We start from the raw sequence: 14,473 nt of genomic DNA on the forward strand, positions 1-14,473 counted from the left end.
TACCTGTCCACTGCATACGCATACACGCACGCGCAGTGCCGAGAAAGGAACGTTCCATGGCCCTCGACCCCATCGCCTACGCCCCCTACGCGGACCCGGACGACTTCATCCGCGAGGTGACCGACCGCATCTGGGTCGGCCGGGACATCTCCTACATCGTCGACAACTACGAACCGGACTCGATCGTCCACACGAGTCTCGGCACGGTCGTCGGCCGTGACGGCGTCATCGAGGGCAGCACGATGCGCATGGGCAGCACCCCCGGGCACATCGGCCAGGCCGAGGACGTGGTGTGGGAGGCGCGCGGGGACGACGCCTTCCTCAGCTCGCACCTGGTCTTCTCGGCCGACGAGCACCTGGTCGGCGGCCGCAACCTGCGCATACGCAAGCGGACGGTGGCCAACTGCCTGTACCGGCGCGGCCGGATGGTGGAGGAGTGGGTGGTCCGCGACGAGCTGGCGGACTGCCTCCAGCGGGGTGCGGACCCGGCCGAGGCGGCGCGCGCGCTGCGTTTTCAGGGCTACAGCGGTTCGATGACCGAGGAGGCGCCCAAGGACGTCCTGCGCGAAGGGGTCAGCGGCCCGCGCGCGGACGAGTACCGTCCCGAGTGCGAGCTGGTGCTGGAGTTCATGGACGAGGTCTGGACGCGGCGCCGGCTCCAGAAGGTCAACGACTTCATGGTGCGTGACCTCTTCCTGCACACCGTCGGCGACCGGACGGTCATCCGCCCCGAGCGCTACCAGGCCGATCTGCTGGAGATGGTGGGCGCGTTCCCCGACGCGCGGTTCGCCGTACGCGACATGCAGACCAACTACTCGGAGCGGTACGCGGGTCTGCGCGTGGCGGTGCTGTGGACGATGCACGGCACCTACCGGGGCACGCCCGCGTTCGGGCCGCTGACCGACCGCCCGGTCACGATGCTGGGTGTCTCGCAGTTCCTGATCCAGGGCGGCCGGATCGTCCGCGAGTTCCGCGTCTTCGACGAGATCTCGCTGCGCGCCCAGATCAACAGCACGCGCGGCGACGGCCCCGAGATCGAGGCCAACATCTACTGACCCTCCACCTCGGCGGTACGGGCTACGACGACGACAGGGGCCTCCGCCCGACGGGGGCCCTGTCGCGCGTTTCTCCCGCTACCGGAACGCCCTGAGCACAGGGCGCACTGCGCGACCTTCCGCTCTCCCGTACCGCGCGCCCCCGGTGGACCGGCAGTGCTGGGTGGGTGGCGCAGGCAGTTGCTCGCGGAGACATACGGCGACGACGAAGACGTGGTGCCGGAGTACGTGGCGGACTGTCGACGGTGAAGAGGCGGCCCCCGTGCCGGCCGTCGGCGCCCCGGCCGCTGACGGACCGGGAGCGAGCAGACCGCCGCCCGAGGCGGTTCAGTGCCCGTGGTTCCGGGACGCGGGGGCCGGTGCTCCTCCCATCATGCTGAGCATGTTCCTGCCCCCGGTGCGCAGGAACCGGGCGATCAGGGCGGCGGCGAGGAGGAGGGCTGCGATGTTGAGGAAGGTGGTGTAGTTCCAGCTCACTCCGCTGTCGGGGACGTGGGCGCCGGCCCGGTCGGGGATGATGCCGATGCCGCCGAAGACGAACTCGACGGCGTATCCGGCGAGCACCATCGCGAGGTAGAAGGTGGCGAGGAGGAAGAGCGCGGTGCGGGTGCCGTAGTACTTCCGGTAGATGTTCAGGATCGGAAGGATGAGCAGGTCGGCGAAGAGGAAGGCCACGACGCCTCCGAAGCTGATGCCTCCCTTCCACAGCACGACGGCGAGCGGCACGTTGCCCACCGAGCACACGAACGAGGCGATCGCCACGACGGGCCCGATCAGCGGGCCCCAGAGCTTGGACGCCAGGGGGTGCCCGTCGAAGAAGAACGCCTGCCAGAAGGAGTCGGGGACCCAGGCGGCGATCGCGCCCGCGATGAGCAGGCCCACGATCAGGTCGCGCAGGATCGCCGCCCACTCCATGACGAATACGTGGGAGACGGAGGTGTACCCCTGGGGGGAGAACAGCCGCTGGGCGAAGGAGCCCTCCTGCTGGACGGACATGTCCATGGCGGCGTGTCCTTCCATCGATCCGGCCAGCCCGCGTTCGGCCTGATGCCGGGCCCGCGCGACCAGGTCCGCGCGCAGGAAGAGCCGGAACAGCACGGCCAGGACGATGATCATGAGGGCGCCGCCGCTGAACTCGGCGGCGGTGAACTGCCAGCCCATGAGCAGGGCGAGGATCACGCCGAGTTCGACGACCAGGTTGGTCGAGGCGATCTCGAAGGCCATCGCGGCCGTGAAGTCGGCCCCCTTGCGGAACAGCGAGCGGGCCAGGGCCACCGCCGCGTAGGAGCAGGACGAGGAGGCGATACCGAGCCCGGTCGCCGTGGCCAGAGTTCGGGGGCGGTCATCGCCCAGCAGGGAGACGACGGTGGACTTGCGCACCACGGCCTGGATCACGGCCGAAAGGGTGAAACCGAGGACCAGGGCCCACAGGATCTCCCAGGCCATGGAACCGGTGATCGACAGTGCGTGCCAGACAGCGTGCATACGCCCCCTTCTACCCAAGCGGGTCCGCAACGGTCACAGAAGCGGAAGCGTCATCAGAGGGATCAACCCGTCCGGCGGCAGAAACACCAGCCACCGCTCCATACGCCCCACCCCGACTGACGCCCACCCCCTGGCGGCGCCGCCCCACACGGTCCCCCGCCGGACCGTGTCCTTCCGGCCGCACCCACCGCGCTCCGCATCCGACGCCCGCCGCGAGAAGCGGTTCGGCGTCGCGCGGTTGGGGCCGCTGTCGGCGGTGGGTTTGAGAGGTGGGTGGCTTTGAGAGGTGGGTGGCTTTCAGGGATGGGTGGCTTTCAGGGATGGGTGAACAGGGTCCAGGCGCCTACGGCGGATTGGGGCGACCAATAGGCGCGCGGCGCGAGGACGCTCTCGTGGACCGCGAAACCCGCGCGCCGGTGGAATACGCGCACGCCTGAGGGGTTGTAGCCGGTGCGGCATCCGGCCGTGTACGTGGCCACGTTTTCCGGAGGACTCATGAAGATCGGCATTGTCGGGGCGGGACACATCGGCGGCAACCTCACCCGCCGTCTGACGGCGCTCGGGCACGACGTGAGCGTGGCCAATTCGCGTGGTCCGCAGACGCTGTCCGCGCTGGCCGAGGAGACCGGGGCCACCGCGGTTCCCGTCGCCGAGGCGGCGCACGGCGCGGACGTCGTCGTGGTCACGATCCCGCTGAAGAACGTCCCCGACCTGCCCACCGGGCTCCTCGACGGCGCGAGCGAGGGCTTCGTCCTCATCGAGACCGGCAACTACTACCCGCAGCGCGACGGCCGGATCGCCGGGATCGAGGACGAGGGCCTCACCGAGAGCCGCTGGACGGAACGTCAGCTCGGGCACCCGGTGGTCAAGGTCTTCAACGGCACCTACGCCCAGGACCTCCTGGACAAGCCGCGCCCCGCGGGCGCCGCCGACCGCATCGCCCTGCCCCTCGCCGGTGACGACGAGGAGGCGAAGAAGACCGTGCGGTCCCTGCTCGACGAACTCGGCTTCGACTCCGTCGACGCGGGCGGCCTCGACGAATCCTGGCGCCAGCAGCCCGGCACACCGGTCTACGGGCTGGCCGCGGGCGCCGACGAGGTCGTCGCCGCGCTGGCCGCCGCCGCCCCCGGGCGTCCCGCGGAATTCCGCGCCTGACCACCCGGCCCACACCTGCCGGTCCCGCCACGGGAAGACCGCGGCGGGACCCTCGGATGACCGGGCGCCACCCCACCACCATGACTCGCCGACGTACCGGTCAACTCGGCCCTGGTCCCCACAAACGCCTCAGGGCCGGTACCGGATTTCTCCGGTACCGGCCCTGAAAAGCCGACTCTCTCAAGTCGGGACGACAGGATTTGAACCTGCGACCCCTTGACCCCCAGTCAAGTGCGCTACCAAGCTGCGCCACGTCCCGTTGCGCGAGTGACCTGGGCTTTCGGGTGGGATTCCCGGGCCGGACGCGCACAGAAAGCTTACCGCATCGTGGGCCGTGGTCGTGCCAGGTTTCCTCGTGGGCGGGCGTTGACCTCAAGTCTGGTTGAGGTTTTATCTTCGTCGGCATGACGATCTTCACGCCGGCACGGGCCGGTTCTCAGGGGTACGCGGAGCTGCCGGGGCTCATGTCGCGGCTGACAGGGGACGAGAAGCACGGTCCCGCGGCGACCTCGACGCTGGACGCGCTGTGGGTGCTCTACGACCGGGTGCTGCGGGTGACGCCGGAGACGGTGGACGAGCCGGGGCGGGACCGGTTCCTGCTGTCGAAGGGGCACGGGCCCATGGCGTACTACGCGGTCCTCGCCGCGAAGGGCTTCGTGCCCGTCGAGTGGCTCGACGACTTCGGCGGCTTCGACGCGCCGCTCGGCTTCCACCCGGACCGCACGCTCGTGCCCGGGGTCGAGATCAGCAGTGGGTCCCTCGGCCACGGGCTGCCGCTCGGGGTCGGGGTCGCGCTCGGTCTCAAGGCGCGCGGGCTGGGCGAGGCGGCCGTGTGGGTGCTGGTCGGGGACGCCGAACTGGACGAGGGCTCGAACGAGGAGGCCGTCGCCTTCGCGGGGGCCTCGGGGCTCGACCGGTTGCACACCGTCGTGATCGACAACGACTCGGCCCGCTGGGGCCGCCGCGGCGCGCTCGCCGCACGGTTCGCGGCGGGCGGCTGGGCGGTCGAGGAGGTCGACGGCCGCGACCACGAGGCGCTGCACGAGGCCTTCACCGTCCCGCACGCGGACCGCCCCCTCGCCGTCGTCGCCCACGTCGAAGCCAAGAACTGAACGAGGAGCACCACCGTGGAATCCATGCGTGACCGTTTCGGCAGCACCATGACCGCCCTGCTCGACGAGGACGAGCGGCTCGCCGTCGTGCTCGCCGTCATCAGCCGCGACCGTTTCACCGAGGCCGCGGAGCGCCATCCCGACCGGGTCATCGACCTCGGCATCCGCGAGCAGCTGCTCGTGAGCGCCGGCGGCGGCCTCGCGCTCGCCGGAATGCGGCCGGTCCTGCACACCTTCGCGAGCTTCCTCGTCGAGCGGCCCTTCGAGCAGGTCAAGCTCGACTTCGGGCACCAGGGTGTCGGCGGCGTCCTGGTCAGCTCCGGGGCCTCCTACGACATCGCCTCGGGCGGCTTCACCCACATGTCACCGGGCGACGTGGCCCTCCTCGACACGCTCGACGGGTGGACCGTGCACGTTCCCGGTCACCCCGACGAGGCCGAGGCGCTGCTGCGTCACGCCGTGCGGGGCGAGGACCGGGTCTACGTACGGCTCTCGGAGCAGACGAACGCGAAGGCGCGGGCCGTCGACGGGAGCTCCCCGCTCGTGCTGCGCGAGGGCCGCGCGGGCGTCGTCCTCGCGGTGGGGCCGCTGCTCGACGAGGTGCTCGCCGCGACCGAGGGCCTCGACGTCACCGTGCTGTACGCGACGACGGTGCGGCCCCTCGACGGCGCGGCACTGCGGGCCGCCGTGGACGCGGCCGACGCGGCGGACGTCGTCCTCGTCGAGCCCTACCTCGCGGGCACCTCGACGGCGGCCGTCGCCGAAGCGCTCCTCGACAGGCCGCACCGCGTCCTGGGCCTCGGCGTCGGCCGCGCCGAACTGCGCCGCTACGGCTCCCCCGCCGAGCACGTCGCGGCGCACGGCCTCGACGCGGCGGGGCTGCGCGAGCGGATCGGGGGCTTTCTCCGTACGAACGGGCGCTGAGGGCGTACGACGCGCCCGCCGTCGTCAGGCGGTCGCCTGCTCGCGGGGCTCCTCCCGCGTCGGCAGCGTGCCGCCGGTCGCCGCGGGCGTGAGCCGGGGTTCGGCGCGGGGCAGGCGGCGGATGCCGGGGACCAGGAGGAGGACGGTGGCGCAGACGAGGATCACGACGCCGCCCGCGAGGAGGACCGCGTCGGTGCCGAAGAGCGACGCGGCCGGGCCCGCGAGGGCCTGGCCGACGGGGAGCAGGGCGAGGGAGCCCGCGACGTCGTAGGCGTGGATGCGGTTGAGGACCTCGGGGCGGACCTGCGTCTGCACCGTCGTCGCCCACATGACGCCCCAGAACGCCGTGCCGACGCCCGCCACGAAGGCACCCGCCGCCATCCCGGTGACCGGGAGTCCCGCGCCGACCGCGGCCGGGAACACGCTCACGGCGAAGAAGGCGACCGCGCCCGCGCGGAGCATGCGCGTCGGGCGCAGCCGCAGCGCGATGAGCCCGCCGAGGACCGTGCCCGCGCCGAGCGCCGTGTTGATCAGGCCGTACGCGCCCGCGCCGTGCTCGTCGACGACGCGGGTCGCGACGAGCGGCACGGTGGGGCCCCAGGCCGCGACCATGTACAGGCCCCACACCGAGATGACGCCCCACAGCCACACGCGCGAGCGGAACTCGTGCCAGCCCTCCACGAGGTCGGCGCGGAAACGGGCGGGTGCCGCCGCCTCGGCGCGCGGCACCGCGGCCGGGAGGCGCAGCGTGATCAGGCACAGCGCGCTCACGAGGTACGTGCCCGCGTGGACGAGGAAGACGGCGCCGGGCGAGGCGAGGCCCACGAGCATCCCGGCGAAGGCGGGGCCGAGGAGGGCGGCGACGGACTCGGCGACGCGGACGGCGCCGTTCGCCTTCTGCACGTCGGCGGCCAGACGCGGCACGGTCGAGGCGACACCGGGCTGGAAGAGCGCCGAGGCGATGCCGTTGAGGCCGCCGATGACGCAAATCTGCCACAGCCGCGCGCTGCCCGTGAAGAAGAGCAGGGCCGCGACGGACTGGGTGAGGACGCGTACGGAGTCGGCGCCCGTCATGAGCTTGCGCGTGTCGAAGCGGTCGGCGATGACGCCGCCGAAGATGACGAGCCCGGCGAAGAGGGCCACGGACGAGGCCATCGCGAGCCCGACCGCGCCCGCCCCGTACCCCTCCTGGAGGAGACCGGCGGCGAGGGCGACGGGGAGCATCGTGTCACCGAGCTTCGCGACGGCGCGCGCGGTGAAGAAGAGCCCGAAGTCGCGGGTCCACAGGCCGGTACGCGGCTCCTCCGGCACCCCGGACCTCGCCTTCCCGGCTCTCCCGCGTCCCGCGGTCCGCTCCCCCGTCGCCTCCGGTCCAGCCGCCATGCCCGCTCGTCCCTCCGTGCCCGTGCGCGGCCGTGATGCCGCCGCCCGAGATCATGCCACCGCGCGCGCGAAGGCGTCGGCGTGTTCCGGGGCGTGGAGGAGCGGCGCGTACGGGCGGGCGGAGGGCGGCGGGTAGCGGGCGGGCCGCTTCAGAGCGTGTGCGCGTCCAGCCAGGCCGTCAGGTCCTCGTACACCCTGCTCCGGTCGGGTTCGCTCTCGTTGAGGATCTCGTGCCGCGCGCCCTCGTAGCCGGTCCAGGTCAGGTCGCTCACGCCGTGGTAGCGGTAGTCGTCGAGCAGCTCGTTGACGAGGGTCATCCGCTGGTTGCAGGGGTCGAGGGTGCCCGCGGCGAGGTGGACGGGCAGGTCGCGGGGCATCCGCGCCAGGCGCGCCGGGTCGTTGACGCGGTACGCGGCGCGCACCCAGTCGTGGGCGAGTCCCGCCGAGAAGGGGAAGCCGCAGCGCTCGTCGGCGACGTAGGCGTCGACCTCCGCCTCGTCGCGCGAGAGCCACTCGAAGCCGGTCCGGTGCGCGAAGCCGTCGTTGAAGGAGGCGAAGAGGCGGGGCACGAAGTCGCTGACGTGGGCGCGCCCGTGCGCGGCGATCTCCTCCTCCAGGCGGGCGGTGCTCGACTCGTACTCGGCGCCGGGCAGGGAGCGGAAGACACCGGTGAGGACGAGCCCCGCGAGGTCGTCGGGGTACTCCTGGGCGTACTCGCGCGCGAGCATCGAGCCGAGGCTGTGGCCCAGCATCAGGACGGGCACCTCGGGGTGGAGGGCGCGGGCCTGGTCGCCGACGGCTTTGAGGTCGGCGAGGATCGCGAGCCAGCCGTCCGCCTCGGGCCCCTCGTCCGTACCGGTGACGCCGTAGCCGCCGGTCGAGGGGGCGGTGGCGCCGTGGCCGCGGTGGTCGGAGGCGAGGACGCCGTAGCCGCGCGCGGTGAGGTGCGCGGCGAAGCGCTCGTAGCGGCGGGCGTGCTCGGCGGCGCCGTGGACGAGCTGGAGGAAGGCGCGGGGCCGGCGGCCCTCGGGCGGCAGCCAGGTGTACGTGGCGACGGCGGCGCCGTCGCCGCTCTGGAGCACGCCGGGCGTTGCTGCGGTCATGGTGGTCCTGCTCCTTCGCGTGGGGTCCTCGTGGGAAGTCCCCTCCCCCGCCGCGGCCCGCTCATGCCCCGCCCGTGCCGCGCACGAGCGGGGCGAGTTCGGCGGCGAGGGTCTTGACGAGGGCCAGCGCCTCGCGGCCCCAGTCGCGGGGTTCGCGCGCGGCGGCCCACAGCGTGCCGAGGACGAAGCCGTCGTGGTCGGTGAGGGGGGCTCCGAGGTAGGCGTGGACGCCGGAGAGGTCGACGGCCTCGTTGGGCGAGAAGCGCGGGTAGTCGCGTACGTCGTCGAGGACGAGGGCCCTGCGGCGTACGACGACGTAGGTGCAGAACCCGTGCTCGCGCGGGAGGCGCCGGGCCGCCGCGGGCACTCCGTGCGGGTGAAGCCCGGCGAGGTACTGGTGGTCGGTGTGGACGAAGTTGACCCCGGCGTAGGGGGCGCCCGCGCCCGCGGCGAGGCGGGCCGCGTGGGCGTCGAGCGCCGGCACGGGGGCCGCGCCGAGACCGAGGGCGGCGAGGCGGCGCTCGCGCTCGGGGGCCTCGGGGTCGTCGGGGAGCAGCAGGAGACGGCCTGTGTTCATGCGCTGGCCCGGTCGCCCGGAGCGGAGGCGGGAGCCGGGGCGGGGTGCGCGGCCGTCAGCAAATGCTTGACGAGGGTCAGCAGGGTCTGGATGCCCGAGCTGGAGATACGGGCGTCGCAGTGCACGACGGGGACCTGCGGCGGCAGGCACAGCGCGGTGCGCACCTCCTCGGCCTCGTAGCGGTGCGCGCCGTCGAACTCGTTGATCGCGACGACGAAGCGCAGGCCGCGTTCCTCGAAGAAGTCGACGGCGGCGAAGCAGTCCGCGAGGCGGCGCGTGTCGGCGAGGATGACGGCGCCGAGCGCGCCCTCGGAGAGTTCGTCCCACATGAACCAGAAGCGTTCCTGGCCCGGGGTGCCGAAGAGGTAGAGGACGTGGTCGCGGTCGAGGGTGATGCGGCCGAAGTCCATCGCGACCGTGGTGGTCGTCTTGCGTTCGACGCCTTCGAGGCTGTCGGTCCCGGCGCTGGCGCTGGTGAGCAGTTCCTCGGTGCTCAGCGGGGCGATCTCGCTCACCGCGCCCACGAAGGTCGTCTTGCCCACTCCGAAACCACCGGCGACGAGGATCTTCAGGGCGGTGGGGAACGTCTCAGAGCCGTCGTCGTAGTCCATCGAGCAGTGCCTCCAGTAGGGACCGGTCCGTGGGGTGGGGGGAAGTGTCCGGCTGTTTGCTGACGAGGGAGCCGCAGTCCACGAGGTCGGAGAGCAGCACCTTGGTGACGACGACGGGCAGCCGCAGCCGCCCGGCGAGTTCGGCGACGGAGGCCGGTACGGAGCACAGGCCGAGCACCTCGCTGTGCTCGGGCCCGAGGTGCGCGGGTGCCGGGGTGCCGGTCGCGCGCACCTGCGAGAGCAGGCCGAAGGCGGTACGGGGCGTGGTGCGCCCGCCGCTGACGGTGTAGGGGCGGACGAGGCGCCCGGCCTCGCCGTCGTACCAGGCCCGGCCCTCCTTGCGACGGCGTCGGCCGCCTGCCGGCTGAAGCGTCACGGGGCCCTCAGCTCGTCCTCGCCACGCGCGCGGGGCGCCGGGCGGGGGTGACGAGGAAGGGGCGCACGCTCTTCACGAGCATCGCCATCTCGTAGCCGAGCACGCCCGGGTCGGCCTCGGGCCCGGCGAGGACGGCGAGGCAGGTGCCGGAGCCGGCGGCGGAGACGAAGAGCAGCGCGGTGGACAGTTCGATGACGACCTGGCGGACCTCGCCGCCGTCCGCGAAGCGGACTCCGGCGCCGCGGGCGAGGGAGTGGATGCCGGAGGCGAGCGCGGCGAGGTGGTCGGCGCTGTCCTTGTCGAGCCCGTGCACGGACTTGACGAGTCCGTCCGCGGAGAGGAGTACGGCGCTGCGGCTGTGCGCGACGCGCTGCACGAGGCCGCTGAGCAGCCAGTCGAGGTCGGACACGCTGCCCGCTCGGGGGGCTTCGCTCGCCATGGGGGTGTCGCTCCTTGCGTACGGGTACGGACTGGTGGGGCCGAGCGGCTCTGGGGGCGCCTTCCGGCGGGGGCGGCGGCTCAGTCGGCCCGCGCGGGGGGCTCGGTGGGGGCGCGCTCGGCCGGGGTGTGCTCGGTACCGGTGTGCTCGGGCGCGGTGTGCTCGGGCGCGGTGTGCTCGGGCGCGGTGTGCTCGGGCGCGGTGTGCTCGGGCGCGGTGTGCTCGGCGGACCCCTCGGGTGCGGGCACGGCTTCGGACAGCGAGAACGCGCGGTCGTAGCCCTGCCGGAAGGCGGCCATGAGGTCGGGTGTGTGCAAGGTGTCGTCCCCGTCGGGCACTTCCGCGTGGCCCCCCGTGAACTCTTCGCTGTCCCTGCGCAGTTGCGGAACCATGTGGGTCTGCGCCTCGCGCTTGGGCAGGCCGGGCGCGGGGCCCTCCGGGTCGTTGACCGGGCTGCCGTCGCGGCGGGTGAGCGCGAGGATCGCGCCCGCGTCGGCGAACGAGACGCGGGGCGCGCCCGGCTGGGTGCCGGGACGGGCCTCGGCGGGAGTGGCGCGGGGGCCGCCGGTGGCCCCGCGCCTGGGGAGCGGAGCGGCGGGACGAGGGGGCTTCGGGGCGGAGGGCTCGTCGGCGGGGCTGCCCGGTGCGCGGGGCTCGGGGGCGGGCGGGGTCCCGGAGCTCTCGGGGACGCGGGGGTGCGGGGTGCGGCGGGAGGGGAGCGAGTCGAGGGCGCCGCGGACGGGGAGCGGGGGGTGTCCGGCGGCGGACGTGTCAGGAGTACGGGGCTCGGCGGGCGCCTCACGCGAGGCGGGCACCTCACCCAGCGCGGGCACCTCACCCGGCCCGGGCGTCTCACCCCGCGCGGCCTCCGGCTCCCCCGCCGGGGGCGTCCAATCCGCACCGCCCGGCAGCGGCGTCTCGCCCGTACGGGAGGACTCACCCGCACCGACCGGGGAGGACCCGGCGCCCACGGCGGTCGCGGCCTCGGGGGTGCTGTCGTCGTCCTCGACGACCTCCGCGTCGAGGGGCTCCGCCTCCGCCGCGTCGCCGCCCGCACCGACCTCCGCCGGAGCCGCCGGTTCCTCGCCCAGGAGGGCGGCGGGCAGGACGACGACGGCCTGGACTCCCCCGTAGATATTGCTCTGGAGGCGGACGGCGATGCCGTGGCGGCGGGCGAGCGTGGCCACGACGTAGAGGCCGATGCGGCCGTCCTGGAGGAGACCCGCGAGATTCACCTGGTCGGGGTCGGCGAGGACGGTGTTCATGCGGTGGCGCTCGGCGGGGTCGAGGCCGAGGCCCCGGTCCTCGATCTCGACGGCGAGCCCGGCGGCGACCCGGCCCGCGCGGAGCAGGACGGGGGTGTGCGGCGCGGAGAAGAGCGTCGCGTTCTCGACGAGTTCGGCGATGAGGTGGACGATGTCGGCCACGTTCCGGCCGAGCACCGCGCCCTCCACGGGCGGCACGAGGCGGACGCGCGGGTACTGCTCGACCTCGGCGACCGCCGAACGCAGCACCTGCTGGAGCGGGATGGGGGTGCTCCACTGGCGGCGCGAGACGGAGCCGCCGAGCACGGCGAGGTTCTCGGCGTGCCGACGCGTGCGGGTCGCGAGGTGGTCGATGTGGAAGAGGCCCTTGAGGAGGGCCGGGTCCTCGGTGCCGCTCTCCAGTTCGTCGAGCACCTGGATCTGCCGGTGCACGAGGGACTGGAGCCGCCGCGAGAGGTTGACGAAGACCTCGACCTTCTGTTCGTGGCCCGCGTGGCTGGAGAGCTGCGAGGCGCGCACGACGGAGGCCATGGCGACGTCGTGGAAGCGGTGGAGTTCGTCGGCGAGCAGGTCGAGTCCGTCGCCGCCGCGGTCGGGCCGCGAGGGCGCCTCGCGCACCGGGGGCAGTTCGCCGCGCCGCAAGCGGTCGACGAGGCCGCGCAGTTCGGTCTGGCGGCGGGCGCTCGTGGTGCGCAGGGCGCCGACGCGGTCGAGTACGGTGCGGCTCGCGCGGCGCGCGGCGAGTACGGCACCGCACAGCGCGGCGAGCGCGACCCCCGCCGAGAGCGCGACGCCGAGCTGTACCGCGCCCCCGAGATCGTCCTCGGCGCCGAGGAGCAGCAGGACCGCGGCGAGGCCGCTGAGCGCGACCGCGAGCGCGGGCAGGACCGCGGTGCGCAGCAGCAGTGTCCGTATGTGCGACTCGGGCAGCAGGGCACCCGGTCTGCCGTGACGGGCCCCGCCGTCGCGGCGGTCCGCTCGCCCGGCGGAGGCGCGGAGGTGTGTCATCGACGTCCTCGGTACGGGGGATTACATGCTGCGGGCACGGATCTCGCGCCACTCCCGGCACGGGTGCGGCGGGGGGCGACGGCAGCCCACGGTAGTGACCAACTGAACAACGGAAGGGGCCTGTTGACAAACCCGTACGGCCGAGGTCCCGCTTCAGCGGGAGGCAGCGAACAGACGTACGGACGAGGTCGCGAACACCAGTGCGCACCCACTCGTTTCTTCGTACGCGCGTACGGGAACACAGGTGCGGCCCCTCGCACAGGAGGTCCCCGCGCCGTCCCGTAGCCTCGGGCCGCCGAGGACGGACGGGGCCGCGAAAGGGGAGACGGATGCCGCACGGGACGCGTGAGGGAGCGCGCGAGGAGAAGGCGCACGGGGAAGCTGTTGCGCGCCAAGCGCGGGCGGCGCGCTGTTCGCGCTCTCGGTGCCGGTACGGAGCGGCGTCGCGGCGCCCCCGCGGGACCCGGGGCCCGAGCCCTCCGTCGCGCTCGACGGCGGCACCTTCCTCATGGGCACGCAGGACGCGGACGGTTTCGCCGCCGACGGGGAGGGTCCCGTGCGCGAGGTGCGCCTCTCACCGTTCCGTATCGGCGCCCTCGCCGTGACCAACGCGCGCTTCGCCGCCTTCGTCGCCGCGACGGGGCACGTCACCGACGCCGAACGCTTCGGCTGGTCCTTCGTGTTCGCCTCCTTCCTGCCCGGCGCGCTGCGCCGCGACTCGCCCCGCCCGGAGGCGACGCCGTGGTGGTGCGGCGTCAGCGGGGCGACGTGGCGCGCGCCCGAGGGGCCCGGCAGCAATCCGGCGGAGCGCTGGGACCACCCGGTCACGCACGTCGGCTGGGCCGACGCGGCGGCCTACTGCCGGTGGGCGGGCGGACGGCTGCCGACCGAGGCGGAGTGGGAGTACGCGGCACGGGGCGGCCTCGCGCAGCGCCGCTACCCGTGGGGCGACGAGCCGACCCCGGACGGGGAGCACCGCTGCAACATCTGGCAGGGCCGCTTCCCCACCACGAACACCGCCGAGGACGGCTACCGCGGCACCGCGCCCGCCCACGCCTTCCCGCCCAACGGCCACGGGCTGCACAACGTCGCGGGCAACGTCTGGGAGTGGTGCGCCGACCGCTGGGGCACGGAGCACTCCGCGCGTCCCGCGAGCGACCCGTCGGCGGCGTGCGGCTGTACACCCCGGTCACGGCCCGCGTGCCGGTCCCGGAGGCGGGGGCCCGACTCGACTCCTACAGCGACGAGTTCGAGGGCGCGACACCCGGCCCCGGCTGGAGCTGGGTGCGCGGCCCGGCGGCGGGCGCGGGCACGAGCGGCGGCGATCTCCTGTTCCCGACGCAGAACGCCGAGCTGAACCTCGGCACGAACACGGCGTCCGTCCTCAACAGGCCCGCGCCGAGCGGGGACTTCGTCGTCGAGACGAAGCTCAGCATCACCAACGGCCCAGGCAACCAGCAGGCCGGGCTCGTCCTGTACGGGGACGACGACCGGTACGTGAAGCTCGTCCACGCCGTACTGCCGGTGAGCCACAAGGAGGGGCAGGTCACCCACGTCACCGAGTTCGCGCGCGAGGGCGCGCTCCCGGCCACGCGGCCACCGGCGGCGAACGCGTACGGTCCGATGTTCGGCGGGGCCCCCGCTCCGACGACGTGGCTGCGGCTCGCGCACCACGTGGACGCCGCGCGCGCTCTGCACGAGGTGCGCGCCGCGAGCTGCACGGACGGCGTCCACTGGACGTGGACCGGTACGTGGACGCTCCCGGACGCCTCGGCACCCCTGCGGATCGGCCTGGTGGCGCTCAACACGGCGGGCGCGACGGCACGGTTCGGCTACGTGCGGACGTACGCGGGCTGAGGAGCGCGGGACAAGAGCGGGAACGGGGGGCGGGGGGGGGGGGGGGCGGCCCCCCCCCCCCCCCCCCCCCCCCCCCCCCCCCCCCCCCCCCAAAAAAAAACCCCCCCCCCCCCCCCCAAATAC

The 14,473-nt window shown here is 73.7% G+C and carries 14 protein-coding genes and 1 tRNA gene; 6 read left to right on the plus strand and 9 right to left on the minus strand.

Annotated elements, in window-relative coordinates; genetic code table 11:
• Positions 1–56: 56 nt before the first annotated feature.
• Positions 57–1,055, plus strand: coding sequence for an ester cyclase (locus ACIP4O_RS23340; RefSeq protein ID WP_401577161.1), 999 nt, complete (start codon positions 57–59; stop codon positions 1,053–1,055).
• 327 nt (positions 1,056–1,382) lie between these two features.
• Here the strand turns inward: ACIP4O_RS23340 and ACIP4O_RS23345 are convergent, their stop codons facing one another.
• A complete protein-coding gene (locus ACIP4O_RS23345; protein WP_401577163.1) occupies positions 1,383–2,540 on the minus strand; it encodes a permease in 1,158 nt (385 codons plus the stop codon).
• 495 nt (positions 2,541–3,035) lie between these two features.
• On the opposite strand from ACIP4O_RS23345, the gene ACIP4O_RS23350 reads away from it, so the two are divergent.
• On the plus strand, positions 3,036–3,695 hold the full coding sequence (locus tag ACIP4O_RS23350) for an NADPH-dependent F420 reductase (protein ID WP_401577165.1): 660 nt from the start codon (positions 3,036–3,038) through the stop codon (positions 3,693–3,695).
• Positions 3,696–3,880: 185 nt separating this feature from the next.
• Here ACIP4O_RS23350 and ACIP4O_RS23355 read toward each other — a convergent pair.
• Positions 3,881–3,954: transfer RNA gene (locus tag ACIP4O_RS23355), tRNA-Pro, on the minus strand.
• Positions 3,955–4,099: 145 nt separating this feature from the next.
• On the opposite strand from ACIP4O_RS23355, the gene ACIP4O_RS23360 reads away from it, so the two are divergent.
• Entirely contained in the window at positions 4,100–4,807 is a 708-nt protein-coding gene (locus tag ACIP4O_RS23360) for a transketolase (RefSeq protein ID WP_401577166.1), read from the plus strand.
• A 15-nt stretch (positions 4,808–4,822) separates the two neighbouring features.
• Positions 4,823–5,731 (plus strand): transketolase family protein, encoded by a 909-nt coding sequence (locus ACIP4O_RS23365; RefSeq protein WP_401577168.1) that lies wholly within the window; start codon positions 4,823–4,825, stop codon positions 5,729–5,731.
• Positions 5,732–5,755: 24 nt separating this feature from the next.
• Here the strand turns inward: ACIP4O_RS23365 and ACIP4O_RS23370 are convergent, their stop codons facing one another.
• From ACIP4O_RS23370 to ACIP4O_RS23400, 7 genes are all read right to left on the minus strand, one after another.
• The gene (locus tag ACIP4O_RS23370) at positions 5,756–7,114 is read right to left on the minus strand and encodes an MFS transporter (protein ID WP_401577170.1); all 1,359 of its coding nucleotides are present in this window, start codon (positions 7,112–7,114) and stop codon (positions 5,756–5,758) included.
• Between the two features lie 149 nt (positions 7,115–7,263).
• Positions 7,264–8,217, minus strand: coding sequence for an alpha/beta fold hydrolase (locus tag ACIP4O_RS23375; protein WP_401577171.1), 954 nt, complete (start codon positions 8,215–8,217; stop codon positions 7,264–7,266).
• Positions 8,218–8,278: 61 nt separating this feature from the next.
• Positions 8,279–8,794 carry a GAF domain-containing protein gene (locus ACIP4O_RS23380; protein ID WP_401577173.1) on the minus strand — a complete coding sequence of 172 codons (516 nt, stop codon included), beginning with the start codon at positions 8,792–8,794 and terminating at the stop codon, positions 8,279–8,281.
• Positions 8,791–9,405 (minus strand): ATP/GTP-binding protein, encoded by a 615-nt coding sequence (locus ACIP4O_RS23385; protein ID WP_361321081.1) that lies wholly within the window; start codon positions 9,403–9,405, stop codon positions 8,791–8,793. The genes ACIP4O_RS23380 and ACIP4O_RS23385 overlap by 4 nt, the downstream gene beginning before the upstream one ends.
• The gene (locus tag ACIP4O_RS23390; RefSeq protein ID WP_007819784.1) at positions 9,383–9,781 is read right to left on the minus strand and encodes a DUF742 domain-containing protein; all 399 of its coding nucleotides are present in this window, start codon (positions 9,779–9,781) and stop codon (positions 9,383–9,385) included. Before ACIP4O_RS23390 ends, ACIP4O_RS23385 begins: the two co-directional genes overlap by 23 nt.
• A gap of 7 nt (positions 9,782–9,788) precedes the next feature.
• Positions 9,789–10,220 (minus strand): roadblock/LC7 domain-containing protein, encoded by a 432-nt coding sequence (locus ACIP4O_RS23395; RefSeq protein WP_361321083.1) that lies wholly within the window; start codon positions 10,218–10,220, stop codon positions 9,789–9,791.
• Between the two features lie 80 nt (positions 10,221–10,300).
• On the minus strand, positions 10,301–12,493 hold the full coding sequence (locus tag ACIP4O_RS23400; protein WP_401577175.1) for an ATP-binding protein: 2,193 nt from the start codon (positions 12,491–12,493) through the stop codon (positions 10,301–10,303).
• 409 nt (positions 12,494–12,902) lie between these two features.
• On the opposite strand from ACIP4O_RS23400, the gene ACIP4O_RS23405 reads away from it, so the two are divergent.
• A complete protein-coding gene (locus ACIP4O_RS23405) occupies positions 12,903–13,850 on the plus strand; it encodes a formylglycine-generating enzyme family protein (RefSeq protein WP_401577302.1) in 948 nt (315 codons plus the stop codon).
• The gene (locus ACIP4O_RS23410) at positions 13,778–14,350 is read left to right on the plus strand and encodes a hypothetical protein (protein ID WP_401577177.1); all 573 of its coding nucleotides are present in this window, start codon (positions 13,778–13,780) and stop codon (positions 14,348–14,350) included. The genes ACIP4O_RS23405 and ACIP4O_RS23410 overlap by 73 nt, the downstream gene beginning before the upstream one ends.
• The last annotated feature ends 123 nt before the right edge of the window (positions 14,351–14,473 follow it).

The organism is Streptomyces sp. NPDC088923 (assembly GCF_044749745.1).
In the GTDB taxonomy this organism is placed as follows: domain Bacteria; phylum Actinomycetota; class Actinomycetes; order Streptomycetales; family Streptomycetaceae; genus Streptomyces.

Excerpts from the sequence above, each read along its gene's own strand:
- ACIP4O_RS23340 (WP_401577161.1), top strand. The coding sequence starts at position 57 with ATGGCCCTCGACCCCATCGCCTACGCCCCCTACGCGGACCCGGACGAC.
- ACIP4O_RS23345 (WP_401577163.1), bottom strand. The coding sequence starts at position 2,540 with ATGCACGCTGTCTGGCACGCACTGTCGATCACCGGTTCCATGGCCTGG.
- ACIP4O_RS23350 (WP_401577165.1), top strand. The coding sequence starts at position 3,036 with ATGAAGATCGGCATTGTCGGGGCGGGACACATCGGCGGCAACCTCACC.
- ACIP4O_RS23360 (WP_401577166.1), top strand. The coding sequence starts at position 4,100 with ATGACGATCTTCACGCCGGCACGGGCCGGTTCTCAGGGGTACGCGGAG.
- ACIP4O_RS23370 (WP_401577170.1), bottom strand. The coding sequence starts at position 7,114 with ATGGCGGCTGGACCGGAGGCGACGGGGGAGCGGACCGCGGGACGCGGG.
- ACIP4O_RS23375 (WP_401577171.1), bottom strand. The coding sequence starts at position 8,217 with ATGACCGCAGCAACGCCCGGCGTGCTCCAGAGCGGCGACGGCGCCGCC.
- ACIP4O_RS23380 (WP_401577173.1), bottom strand. The coding sequence starts at position 8,794 with ATGAACACAGGCCGTCTCCTGCTGCTCCCCGACGACCCCGAGGCCCCC.
- ACIP4O_RS23385 (WP_361321081.1), bottom strand. The coding sequence starts at position 9,405 with ATGGACTACGACGACGGCTCTGAGACGTTCCCCACCGCCCTGAAGATC.
- ACIP4O_RS23395 (WP_361321083.1), bottom strand. The coding sequence starts at position 10,220 with ATGGCGAGCGAAGCCCCCCGAGCGGGCAGCGTGTCCGACCTCGACTGG.
- ACIP4O_RS23400 (WP_401577175.1), bottom strand. The coding sequence starts at position 12,493 with ATGACACACCTCCGCGCCTCCGCCGGGCGAGCGGACCGCCGCGACGGC.